Origin of the sequence: Bradyrhizobium sp. (assembly GCF_049581145.1) — a bacterium.
In the GTDB taxonomy this organism is placed as follows: Bacteria; Pseudomonadota; Alphaproteobacteria; order Rhizobiales; family Xanthobacteraceae; genus Bradyrhizobium.
The window spans coordinates 1-12,292 of the sequence record NZ_JBAURI010001139.1 but is presented as its reverse complement, the minus strand read 5'-3'; the positions used below and the strand labels follow the sequence as shown (position 1 = coordinate 12,292).

Genomic DNA, 12,292 nt, shown 5'->3' with positions numbered 1-12,292 from the left:
GGATCGTTGCGCAAGCCGCGGACCGGCCGAAGCCACACGCTGAAGCGATCCAGATCGAGATAAATCACCGGCGTGGTATAGAGCGTCAGCGCCTGGCTGACGCACAGGCCGCCGACGATGGCGATGCCGAGCGGCTGCCGCAGTTCACCGCCGTCCCCCATCCCGGTCGCCAAAGGCACCGCGCCCAAGAGTGCCGCCATGGTGGTCATCATGATCGGACGGAAGCGCAGCAGGCAGGCCTCGTGGATCGCCTGCTGCGATGACAGCCCGCGCGTGCGCTCGGCCTCGAGCGCGAAGTCGATCATCATGATCGCGTTCTTCTTCACGATGCCGATCAGCAGGATCACGCCGATCAGCGCCATGATGCTGAATTCGATACCGAACAGCATCAGCGCCAGCACCGCGCCGATGCCGGCCGAAGGCAAAGTGGACAGGATCGTCAACGGGTGGATGAAGCTCTCGTAGAGCATCCCGAGCACGATATAGACGGCGATCACGGCCGCCAGGATCAGATAAGGCTCGCTGCCGAGCGATTGCTGGAAGGCCTGCGCGGTGCCCTGGAAGCCGCCGCGCACAGTTGCCGGCACATGCAGCCGCGTCATCGCCGCATTGATCTCGCGCACGGCGTCGCTGAGCGCCGCCCCCGGCGCCAGATTGAAGGAAATGGTGGCCGCCACGGTGAGCCCCTGATGATTGACCGAAAGCGGGACGTTGCCGGATCCGATATGGGCGAACGCACTGAGCGGGACCATGGTCTCGACGGCGGTGCTGACCGCCGAGCCGCTGGACGCGGTCGAATTGCCGCTGCTGCCGATCGAATTCAGCGCCTGGTTGCGCGCCGCGCTGGACGACGACGCGGCGGTCGAGCTGGCCGCAATTGGCGAGGTCGCGCAGACGCCGCCGGATGGCGAGGTGGTGATTGCCGCAGATGCCGCGGCCGTCGGCGTCGATGAGGTGATCGGCGCAAAGGTGGATGACGGGCTCGACGAGGACGGGCCCGATGATGAGGACGAGGATATCGCGGAGCTGGTTGGAAGCGTCGCGGTCGGCAGACTGAGCGACGAGGCAGCCGTCGTGCTGGTCGTGCTGCCGCTGGTCGCAGCCGGCGTGGTGGTGGTGGAGGACGCCGCCGTGGGGGTGGATGCCGCGGTGGTCGATGACGACGTGGTTGAAGACGCGCCGGCGGCGGAGGACGACGACGTCGTCGTCGTGGACGAGGCCGTCGATGCGGTCTGGCCGGCAGACGGTGCGGAGGCCGAAGCCGGGGAGCATGCCGTCAGGGTGTTCGCGGCGTTGGCGGAGGGCCCGGAAACCGTGCCCGCACTGGCGTTGGTCGACTGCGTGCCGCTCGGCGAACCGCCTGCGGTGCTGATAAAAATGCTCTTCAGGATATCAGGGTCCTGCCAGTATTTCGGCGCCGCCTCCATCACCACATGATACTGGTTGAGCGGATTGTAGATGGTTGACACCTGGCGCTGCCCGAAGGCGTCATAGAGCGTGTTGTCGATCTGGCTGACCGTCAGCCCCAGACGCGCCGCCGCGGCGCGGTCGATCTCGATGTTGGTTTCAAGCCCGTGGTTCTGCTGGTCGCTGTTGACCTGCGTCAGCTGCGGAATCGATTGCAGCTCGGCAAGGATCTTTGGCGCCCAATTGAACAGCTCGTCGGCATCGTAGTCCTGCAGCGTGAACTGATATTGCGCGTTGGCGGAGCGGCCGCCGATACGAATGTCCTGCACCGACTGCAAATACAGCGCTGCGCCGGGGATATGCGCGACATTGCGCCGGATCCGCGCGATCACCTGATCGGCGGAAACATTGCGCCGGTTCAGCGGCTTGAGCGAGATATAGACCGAGCCGGCATTGGTCTGGCTGCCGCCGAGGCCGCCGGTGAACCCGACCACGGTATCGACCGCGGGGTCCTTGCGGATGATGGCGATGAATTCTTCGAGTTTCTGATGCATCAATTGAAATGAGATCGCCTGGTCGGCCTGGATGTTGCCGTTGACACGTCCGGTATCCTGCTGGGGAAAGAAGCCCTTCGGCACGATCACGAACAGGTAGACGTTCAACCCCAGCGTCATCGCCAGAATGACAATCACCAATAGCGAATGGCGCAGCGCCCAGCCCAGCGACCGGTCATAGCCGCGCGACAGCCATGCAAACCAGGCTTCGCCGAAGCGCGCAAACCGGTTCGCGGTTTCGCGCCGCGAGCGGCGCAGCAGCAGCGCGCACATCATCGGCGTCGTGGCGAGCGAGATCATCAGCGACATCAGGATCGCGATCGACAGCGTCACCGCGAATTCGCGAAACAGCCGGCCGACGATGCCTCCCATCAGCAATATCGGGATGAACACCGCGATCAGCGAGATGCTCATGGACACGACGGTGAAGCTGACTTCGGCGGCGCCCCTGATCGCGGCCGCAACCGGCGTCATCCCCTCGTCGATGTGACGGGCTATGTTCTCCAATACCACGATGGCATCGTCCACCACGAATCCGGTGGCGACCGTCAGCGCCATCAGCGACAGATTGTCGAGGCTATAGCCCAGCAGATACATCACCCCGAAGGTGCCGATCAGCGACACCGGCACCGCGACGCTGGGCACCAGCGTGGCGCGTCCGCTGCGCAGGAAGACAAAGACCACCAGCACGACCAGGATCGCCGAGATCAGCAGGGTCCGCTCGATTTCGGCAAGCGAGGCGCGGATCGTGGTGGAACGGTCCACCATCGGCTCGACGTCGATGGCCGGCGAGATCGAGGCCCGCAGCGCCGGCAGCGCCGCCATTACGCGGTCCACGGTGCCGACGATATTGGCGTTGGGCTGGCGAAAGATGATGATCAGGACCGCCGGCTTGCCGTTGGCAATGCCGGCGTTGCGCAGATCCTCGACCGAGTCGATCGCCTCGCCGACGTCGGAGAGATGGACCGGCGCGCCATCGCGGTAGGCCAGGATCAGCGAGCGATATTGCGCGGCTTTGGTCGCCTGATCGTTGTCATAGAGCTGGTAACGGCGGTCGCGCTGCTGGATGTCGCCCTTGGGGCTGTGGGCGTTGGCCGCCACGAGCGCGGCCCGCACGTCCTCCAGGCCGATGCCGTATTTCTGCAGCGCAATGGGATTGAGCTCGGCCCGCACCGCCGGCAGCGCGCTGCCGCCGACGATCACTTGGCCGACGCCCCGGATTTGCGACAATTTCTGCGCCAGCACGGAATCCGCGGCGTCGTAGAGTTCGCCCTGCAACTCCGATTCCGACGTCAGCGCCAGGATCAGGATCGGGGCGTCGGCCGGATTGACCTTGCGGTAAGTCGGATTGCTGCGCAGGTTGGTCGGCAGATCGGCACGGGCGGCCTGTATTCCGGCCTGCACGTCGCGCGCCGCGCCATTGATATCGCGATCGAGCCCGAATTGCAGGATGATGCGGGTCATCCCGACGGTGCTCGAGGAGGTCATCTCGCTGACATCGGCGATCTGGCCGAGATGGCGCTCCAGCGGCGTCGCCACCGTGTTGGCGACCACTTCGGGCGAGCCTCCCGGCAACTGCGCGGTGACCGAGATAGTGGGAAAGTCGACCTGCGGCAGCGGTGCAACCGGGAGCTTGAAGAAGGCCAACGCGCCCGCGGCTGCCAGCCCGAGGGTCAGCAAAATGGTGGCGACGGGGCGGCGGATGAAGGTCGTCGACAGGCTCATTCCGCCGGACTCCCTTCCTCGATCTCGCCGACGCCGCGGAAATTGAAGTAGCGTTGCTGCAGCCGGTCAAACCACAGATAGATCACCGGAGTGGTGAACAGCGTCAGGACCTGACTGACCAAGAGCCCGCCGACGATCGACACCCCTAGCGGGTTGCGCAGTTCGGAGCCGACGCCGCTTCCCAGCATCAGCGGCAGTGCGCCCAGGATTGCGGCCATCGTGGTCATCAAAATCGGCCGGAAGCGCAACAGGCTGGCGTGGTAGATCGCCTCGCGCGGCGGCCGGTGCTCGGTGCGTTGGGCGTCGAGCGCGAAGTCGATCATCATGATCGCGTTCTTCTTGACGATGCCGATCAGCAGCACGATGCCGATGATTGCGATCACGCTGAGATCGTCGCCGGCTGCCATCAGCGCCAGCAGCGCGCCGATGCCCGCCGAGGGCAAGGTCGACAAGATTGTCACCGGATGCACGAAGCTCTCGTAGAGCACGCCGAGCACGATGTAGACGGTGACGATCGCGGCGAGGATCAGGAACAGCTCGTTGGACAGCGACTTCTGAAAGGCGAGCGCCGAGCCCTGCAGGTGGATGGTGGCGCTCGGCGGCAGGTCGATCTCGCGCGCCGCCTGGGTGATGGCGTCAACCGCCTCGCCGAGCGAGGCGCCGGGCGCCAGGTCGAACGAGATGGCGGTGGCCGGAAACTGGCCGAGATGGTCGATGCGAAGCGGTGCGGTGCCTTCGCGCACATGGGCGATGGCCGATAGCGGCACCTGTCCCGGCACTGCGCTGCTGCTGGTCGAGGTCGGGACATACACCGAGGACAGCGACCGCCGCGAGCGCTTCAGCGCCGGGTCGGTTTCCAGGATCACGCGATACTGGTTGGCGCTGGTGAAAATGGTCGTCACGATCCGCTGCCCGTAGGAATCATACAGCGCATTGTCGATGGTCGCCGGCGTGATGCCGAAGCGGTTGGCGGTGTCGCGATCGATGTCGATATAGGTCATCAGGCCATTGGCGGCGATGTCGCTCGACACCTGGGCGAATTGCGGCAGGCCGTTGAGCTTGTCGACGAGCCGCGGCGCCCAGCTCGCCAGCTCCGTGGCATTGGCGTCTTCCAGCGAGAATTGATATTGCGACCGGCTGATCGAGTCGTCGATGGTCAGATCCTGCACCGGTTGCAGGTAGAGCCTGGCGCCAATGACCGCGGCCGTCGTCTGTTCGAGCCGGTCGATCACGCTCGTGATGGACGGACGGCTTCCGTGCGGCCTGAGGTTGATCAGGAAGCGGCCGCTGTTCAGGGTCACATTGCTGCCGTCGACGCCGATGAAGGAGGACAGGCTGTCGACGTCGGGGTCCTTCAGAATGACCTTCGCGAGCGCCTGCTGCCGCTCGGCCATGCCGGCGAAGGAGACCGACTGCGCGGCCTCGCTGATGCCCTGGATCAGGCCGGTGTCCTCGACCGGAAAAAATCCCTTGGGAATGGCGATGTAGAGTGCGGCGGTGACCGCCAATGTGACGACGGCGACCGCCAATGTCACGCCCTGGTGGTCGAGGACAAAGCGCAGCGCCGAGCCATAGTGCTCGATCAGGGCATCGAACCATTCCTTGTTCTTGCGCTGAAACCAGTTCGGGCGCTCGTCGCTGGCGGGTTTGAGCAAAAGCGCGCACGCCATAGGCACCAGGGTCAGCGCGACCACGGCCGAGATCAGGATGGTCACCGCCAGCGTGACGGCGAATTCCCGGAACAGCCGCCCCACGACGTCGCGCATGAACAGCAGCGGGATCAGCACGGCGATCAGCGAAATGGTGAGCGAGATGATGGTGAAGCCGATCTGCTCGGAGCCCTTGAGCGCTGCCTGCAGCGGTGAATCGCCCTCCTCGATGTAACGGGAGATATTCTCGATGACGACGATCGCGTCGTCGACCACGAAGCCCGAGGAAATCGTCAGCGCCATCAGCGAGAGATTGTCGAGGCTGAAATCGAGCAGATACATGGCGCCGAAGGTGCCGATCAGCGACACTGGCACCGAGAGGCTTGGGATCAGCGTGGCCCGTGCGCTGCGCAGGAACACGTAGATCACCAGAACAACCAGCACCACGGCCAGCAGCAGTTCGAACTCGACGTCCTGGATCGACGCCCTGATGGTGACGGTACGGTCACTGAGCACGTCGACGTTGACCGCCGCAGGCAGGCCCGCGGTCAGCTGCGGCAGCAGGTGCCTGATCATGTCGACGACCGTGATGACATTGGCCCCGGGCTGGCGCTGCACGTTGAGAATGACGGCCGGCGACATGTTCATCCACGCCGCCAGCTTGTCGTCCTGCGCGCCCTCGATCGCGTCAGCGACATCGCCCAGCAGCACCGGCGCGCCGCTACGGTAGGCGATGACCAGGCGGCGGTAGCCGTCGGCCGTCAGCAGCTGGTCGTTGTCATTGATGGTGGACGCCCGGGCCGGACCGTCGAAATTCCCCTTCGGCGTGTTGACATTGGCGTTGCCGAGGGTGGTGCGCAGGTCGTCGATACTGAGCCCATAGGCGGCGAGCTTGCGCAGGTCGGCCTGGATTCGGATGGCGGGGCGCTGGCCGCCGCTGATGGTGACGAGGCCGACGCCGGGCAGCTGCGATATCTTCATCGCCAGCCTCGTGTCGGCAAGGTCCTCCACCTGGGTCAGAGACAGCGATTCCGAGCGCAGTGCCAGCGTGATCACCGGCGTATCGGCGGGATTGACCTTGGCATAGATCGGCGGCGCCGGCAGGTCGGTCGGCAACAGGCTGCTGGCCGCGTTGATCGCGGCCTGGACCTCCTGTTCGGCGATGTCGGGACTGAGCGTGAGGTCGAACTGCAGGGTGATGATGGATGCGCCGGCCGAACTCGCCGAGCTCATCTGGCTCAGCCCGGGCATCTGGCCGAGTTGCACCTCGAGCGGGGCGGTCACCGAGGAGGTCATCACGTCGGGGCTGGCGCCCGGATAGAAGGTCTGGACCTGAATGGTCGGATAATCGACTTCGGGAAGCGCCGACATCGGCAGGAAACGATAGGCAATCAGCCCGGACAGCATGATCGCAACCATGAGCAGCGTGGTCGCAACGGGCCGAAGCACAAAGGGACGCGACGGGCTCATATCGACTTCTCACTGCCGGTCGAGGGCAAGTCCCTCACAGGTTTCCGCCGGTGTCGGGTGATGGAGCGTGGCTCTGGCCATTGGCCGCGGGCGGCGCGTTGCCGTTCGCCGCGGGCTCTGCGACCAGCGTGACCTTGGTGCCGTTGCGCAGGCGGTCGGCACCGTCGGTCACGACCTTGTCGCCGGCGGAAATGCCGGACTGGATCGCGACCCGATCGCCGCTGGTCGGCCCGAGCGTGACCGGCTGGATCACCACGGTCTGATCGGGGCGGACCAGATAGACAAAGGTGCCCGGCGCCCCGCGCTGGATGGCGCTGGTCGGCGCGATCAGCACATTGTGCAGGACGTCGATCCGCAGCCGCGCATTGACGAACTGGTTGGGAAACAGGTTCTCGTCCTCGTTGGCGAATTCGGCGCGCAGGTTGAGCGTGCCGGTGGTGGTGTTGATCTCGCTGTCGAGCGATTTCAGCTCGCCTTCGCTCAATTTGATCGAACCGCTGCGGTCGAATGCCGTCACCGGCAGCGTGGCTCCTGCGCGCAGCCGCTTGACGATCTCCGGCAGATAATCCTCGGCCACCGGGAAGATCACCGTGATCGGCTTGAGCTGGGTGATGACGACCAGACCGGTGGTCTGGCTCGGCGTCACGTAATTGCCCTGGTCGACCAGGCGCAGTCCGACCCGCCCGTCCACCGGGGCGACGATGTGGCAATAGGAGATGTTGAGCTGCTGGGTCTCGATCTGGGCCTGGTCCGAGACCACGTTGCCCTTGTCCTGCAATACCAGCGAGACCTGGGTATCGAGCTGCTGGCGCGGAATGGAGTTGGTCTTGGCGAGATCCTGGTAGCGCTTGAGATCCAGTTCGGCGTTCTGCAGCAGCGCCTGGTCGCGCTCCAGGGCGCCCTGCGCCTGGGCCAGCGCCAGCTGATAGGGCCGGGAATCGATCTCGGCCAGCAAATCGCCTTTCTTGACGACCTGGCCCTCGGTATAGGCGACATGCACCAGCTGGCCGCTGATCTGCGAGACGACGGTCACGGTGGCAAGAGAGGTCACCGTCCCCAGCGCATCGAGCGTGACGTCGATGTCTCCCCTGCTGATCGTCGCCGCCACCACCACAGGGACCGCAGCAGTGGTCGGCGGGCGATTTGGTTTGGCCGTCTCGAGATGTCGGCCGTAGAACCAGGCCCCGACAGCGCCGAGGACGATCAGGGCGAGCACGCCCCACGGCCGTCGCCGGCCGGCCTGGTTGGTTTTGGTCTCGGACTCGTCGGGAGGCAGAACGGCCGGCGGCTTCTCCTGTCGTTCGGTGACGGTCTCCATGCGGTGCTACCGATCCCTCAGAAGCGGAAAGGTGGCGAAGGCGCCTTACGACCACGTTTCCCGCACATTAAACCTGCGACATCCTTTCCGGTTCCACTTCCGCAACCCGGCGGACGGCCTCGGGCCGACGCGACCGGGTGGAGCGCGCGCAGGTCCGCAGCCGTAGTACTTTTACCGCCAGGAGGAGGTCATGAACGCGACCGACGGATACGCGCTCCGCGCGATTGAACCAGCCGGGCCAATCAAAGAACGGCTTGAGACTTGGTGCCAACCGCCGGTGTCACGGCGAGCCTGCGAGGTCTCAGCAGCCCGACGGAGATGGGGGCGCCGACACGCCGGGTGTCGCCGCCGCGCCCGTCGCATTGGCGGGCATCATCATGGCGGGTGTCGCCAGGTTCATCGTCACGCCCACGGCACAGGCCGATGCGTTTGGTGTCGGCACGATGGTCATCGTCGGATCGATACTGGTGCCGCCGAGTTCGGTCGTGGCTGGTTGGATTGTGCCAGGCGGCGGGTTCGCCGCAATCTCCGGAGTCGTGAGCGGCAGCGATGCGCCGTTGGTCGGCGGCCCGCCCGGCGCCGAACCGCATCTGGTGGAAGACGAACCGCCGAGCGGCGAAGTTGGCGGAATGGTCCCGGTCGCGCTGCCGGAAATTGACGTCGACATCCCACCCGTCGGGACCGCGATCGATGGCGCTGCCGCCGGCATGCTCGCCCGCGTGGGCGCAGCGATCGTGCCCGGTGCGACAGGCAGCGACGGCGTGGTGCCGCTCGGTGCCGACACCGACGTCAGCGTCACGGTCGGCGTCGGCGGCGTGATCTGTCCTGATGATGGCGGACCACAGGTCACGACCGTCCCTGATATCGTCGGATCGAGCGCCAGCGGCACCGGCGCCAGCGTCGTATCGGGAGCACCGGGCTGCGTGGCCGCCGAGAACGGGCTCGGGCCATTGAGCGGGGACGACACGATGGCGCCCGGCGTCGACGGCAGGCCCATGGCCGTGGTGCCGATGGTGGAGACCTGCGCACGGCCGGCATTGATGCCCATCAGCAGCGCGGCCATTGCAGATAACAGGCGATGCATCGCAGGCCCTCCCCGCCGTCTCAACTTGTCCGCGCCTTGCGAATGGCGACCTTGCTGCCCTCGGCCAGGTCGACCATCGGATTGAGAATCACCTGATCGCCCGGTCTGACGCCGTCATGCACCTCGACTTCGGTGCCGAGGTCGCGCGCGATGGTGATCTTCTGCAGATGCGCGGTGCCGTTCTCGACCACAGCGACATGCAGGCCGTTCTGATCGAACACGATCGCATCGGCTGGGACGATCATCGAGGGCGTCTTGCGCGGAATATGCAGGTCGACAGTGCAATAGATGCCGGGATCGAGCGCGCCGTCGGGATTGGGGACGTCGATTTCGGTCAACAGCGTCCGGCTGCCGGGCTGCAAGGCGGTCGCAATCCGCGTCACCTTGCCGGGAAAACTGCGATCCGGAATCTCCGGCACATGGACCACCGCGTCGACGCCCGGCGCGAGCCCGAAGGCCTCGTCCTGCGGCACGAACACCTGGGTGCGGATGACGTTGGGATGCATCAGCGTGAACATGAACGTCGACCCGGACGACACCAGACTGCCATTGTCGATGCCGCGCTGGGTGATCACGCCGTCGAACGGCGCCACCACGCGCTGATAGGCCTTCTCCTGCTGCAGAACCCGGATCTGGGCCTGCTGCGCTTGGATGTTCGACTGCGCCACGCCGACCGCGGCTTGCTGCGCCTGCAGGGTCAGGCGGTCGTTGTCGCCCTGCTGCAACGTCAGCCATCCCTGTTTGACGAGGTTGCTGTCGCGCGTATTGGTGACCTCTGCGAGATCCCGGCTTGCCTGGGTCTGCCGCAAGGTGGCCTGATCCTGGTTCAGTGTCGCCTCGGCCTGCGCAATCTGCTGATCGAGCTCGGGCGCAATGATTTCCGCCAGCAGGGCGCCGGCCTTGACCTCGTCGCCGATATCGACGTAGCGCTTCTCCACATAGCCGCTGGCGCGCGCAAAGATATTAGCCGCTTCGAAAGCCGTCGTGGTCGCTGGCAGGGTCACGGTCATCTTGTCGGGGCTGGCGCGAACCGCGGCGACGCGAACATCCGGGACAAGAGTCCGGCTCTGTTGTGCGACGGCCGCGACATCGACATCGGCCCGGTAGTAACGCCAGCCGCCTATGGCAAGACCGCCCAAGAGCAACAGCAATGCGCCGCCGCCGAGCAACGGGCCCGCCAAGCGCCGTCGCCGTTTGCGCGTCACGTCGGGAAGCGTGACAACACGATCGGTTCCGGGATCGGGCCGCTCCTGAATGGCCTCATTTTTCGGCCGCACGCGAATCTCTGTCATTCCGGGATGTCCTCGAACACGCCATGGTGGGGCTTTCCGTCGTTGCCTTTGCGCAGCATGGCGAACAGGTAAGGCACGATCAGCAGCGTCGTCGGCGTCGCAAACAACAGACCGCCGATCACCGCGCGCGCCAGCGCCGCGTTCTGTTCCTCGCCGGCTCCCCCGATCGCCATCGGGATCATGCCGACGATCATCGCGGCGGCCGTCATCAGCACCGGACGGATTCTGGTGTGGCCGGCGCTCAGCGCGGCCTCGAAGGCGGAGTGTCCCTTCAGCTGCTGCTCGCGCGCAAACGTCACGAGCAGGATCGAGTTCGCCGACGCGACGCCGACCGCCATGCCGGCGTCGCGTTGGTGCGCACGGTATATTGCGTGTCGCCAATCTTCGCCGTACCCGACGGCAAGGTCAGGTTCTGGGTGTTGACGGCATTGACGATATCGAGCGGCGTCAGCCCCCGCGACAATAGCTTGTCCGGATCGATGTCCACCATGATCTGACGATACTGGCCGCCGGCCGGCGTCGGCAGCGTGACGCCGGGGACCGGCGCCAGTTGCTGCCGCACCCGGTAGATGCCGAAGTCATAGAGCTGCTGCTCGTTCAGGCTGTCCGAATGCAGACTGAGCTGCAGCACAGGAACGCTCGACGCGTTGAATTGCACGACGATCGGCGGCTGGATACCGGGCGGCATCAGGGCGCGAATCGCATTGGTGGCTGCAACGATCTGGGCGATGGCGAGGTCGAGATTGACGTCCGGCTGGAAAAAGATCTTCTGGATCGACAGACCGTTGAGGGTCTGCGCCTCCATGTTCTTGATGCCATTGACGTTGGCGCTGATCGAATACTGGCTGTAGGTAGAGACGCGCTGCTCCATTTCCGGTGTGGTGAGACCAGTGTACTGCCAGATGACCGTGACCACCGGAATGCGGATCTCCGGAAAAATGTCGGTCGGCATCGACCGGATCGCGGCGACGCCGAGAAACAGGATGAGGGCCGCCACCACGTAGAAGGTGTGCGGAAAGCGGAGTGCAAAGCGAACAAGTCCCATGGTCTATTCCTGCAGTGCAGCCGGCATCGATGACGGCCTCGCCGGCGGCATCCGCTACCGCGGCCCCCACGGATATTGCGGAGGCATCGCGCTGCCCACGTGAGATGTCCTCGATGGATTCCTGGGCAATGCCAGCGATGTCGCCACAACCGACATCGTGGACACAAACAAAATCACCTTGCGGATAAAGGAGCACGAGAACAAAGCCATCCTTACCTCCGGGCATCATCAATCGTTGCGTGCGCGGACGTCTCACCGCCCAGCCTTTGCGTCTCCTCATGTGCTTTTTGGAATGTGCTTGTTGGAATGTCGCCTGCGAACCTTCCGATCACGCGAGCGCGCCGAGAGCTTCACAACCGTGGCGACTGAACGTCACGGGCTCCATAGAGCCGGATCTAGAAATTGCACACCGGTTTTAAAGCGCCACTGCTCGAAACTTGGGCTCGGCAACCCGCTGCACCCGATCAACGATGGGTGAAGTTTTCATTGCCGGGACTCAAGATCCGTTGAAGATAAGCATCTCATCACTGGACCGTGACTAGCAACGCAAGGAAGCATTGCGAGCCCACGGCATCCACTCCGCTTCCTGATCGCTCATATCAGCGAACGCGCTAACCCTGTTTTCGCGGCGCAGGACCCATACTCCGGCCGGTGCCAAGCCGTCGGTCCGGCGCGTCGCGCCTTCAGGTCACTGGGCGAGCGCGGTCCGGATCATCCGCGCGAGATCGGAGCCGAGATAGGGTTTCGG

The 12,292-nt window shown here is 64.9% G+C and carries 6 protein-coding genes and 1 pseudogene; all 7 read right to left on the bottom strand.

Annotated features, from left to right (window positions below; genetic code table 11):
- Nucleotides 1-3,686, bottom strand: a 3,686-nt coding sequence (locus WCB02_RS36460; protein WP_423966513.1) for an efflux RND transporter permease subunit, incomplete at its 3' end; no start/stop codon positions are given.
- Entirely contained in the window at nucleotides 3,683-6,805 is a 3,123-nt protein-coding gene (locus WCB02_RS36455) for a multidrug efflux RND transporter permease subunit (protein ID WP_423966511.1), read from the bottom strand. The genes WCB02_RS36455 and WCB02_RS36460, both read right to left, overlap by 4 nt.
- A 34-nt stretch (nucleotides 6,806-6,839) precedes the next feature.
- The gene (locus tag WCB02_RS36450; protein WP_423966509.1) at nucleotides 6,840-8,123 is read right to left on the bottom strand and encodes an MdtA/MuxA family multidrug efflux RND transporter periplasmic adaptor subunit; all 1,284 of its coding nucleotides are present in this window, start codon (nucleotides 8,121-8,123) and stop codon (nucleotides 6,840-6,842) included.
- 301 nt (nucleotides 8,124-8,424) lie between these two features.
- Nucleotides 8,425-9,207: a hypothetical protein gene (locus WCB02_RS36445; RefSeq protein ID WP_423966507.1), complete on the bottom strand. Its 783-nt coding sequence runs from the start codon at nucleotides 9,205-9,207 to the stop codon at nucleotides 8,425-8,427.
- 20 nt (nucleotides 9,208-9,227) lie between these two features.
- The gene (locus tag WCB02_RS36440) at nucleotides 9,228-10,499 is read right to left on the bottom strand and encodes an efflux RND transporter periplasmic adaptor subunit (RefSeq protein WP_423966504.1); all 1,272 of its coding nucleotides are present in this window, start codon (nucleotides 10,497-10,499) and stop codon (nucleotides 9,228-9,230) included.
- Entirely contained in the window at nucleotides 10,496-10,837 is a 342-nt protein-coding gene (locus tag WCB02_RS36435; RefSeq protein WP_423966501.1) for an efflux RND transporter permease subunit, read from the bottom strand. Before WCB02_RS36435 ends, WCB02_RS36440 begins: the two co-directional genes overlap by 4 nt.
- A pseudogene (locus tag WCB02_RS36430) lies at nucleotides 10,837-11,544 on the bottom strand (efflux RND transporter permease subunit); the annotation flags it as partial. The gene WCB02_RS36435 and the pseudogene WCB02_RS36430, both read right to left, overlap by 1 nt.
- Nucleotides 11,545-12,292: the final 748 nt, after the last annotated feature.

Excerpts from the sequence above, each read along its gene's own strand:
- WCB02_RS36455 (WP_423966511.1), bottom strand. The coding sequence starts at position 6,805 with ATGAGCCCGTCGCGTCCCTTTGTGCTTCGGCCCGTTGCGACCACGCTG.
- WCB02_RS36450 (WP_423966509.1), bottom strand. The coding sequence starts at position 8,123 with ATGGAGACCGTCACCGAACGACAGGAGAAGCCGCCGGCCGTTCTGCCT.
- WCB02_RS36445 (WP_423966507.1), bottom strand. The coding sequence starts at position 9,207 with ATGCATCGCCTGTTATCTGCAATGGCCGCGCTGCTGATGGGCATCAAT.
- WCB02_RS36440 (WP_423966504.1), bottom strand. The coding sequence starts at position 10,499 with ATGACAGAGATTCGCGTGCGGCCGAAAAATGAGGCCATTCAGGAGCGG.
- WCB02_RS36435 (WP_423966501.1), bottom strand. The coding sequence starts at position 10,837 with ATGGCGGTCGGCGTCGCGTCGGCGAACTCGATCCTGCTCGTGACGTTT.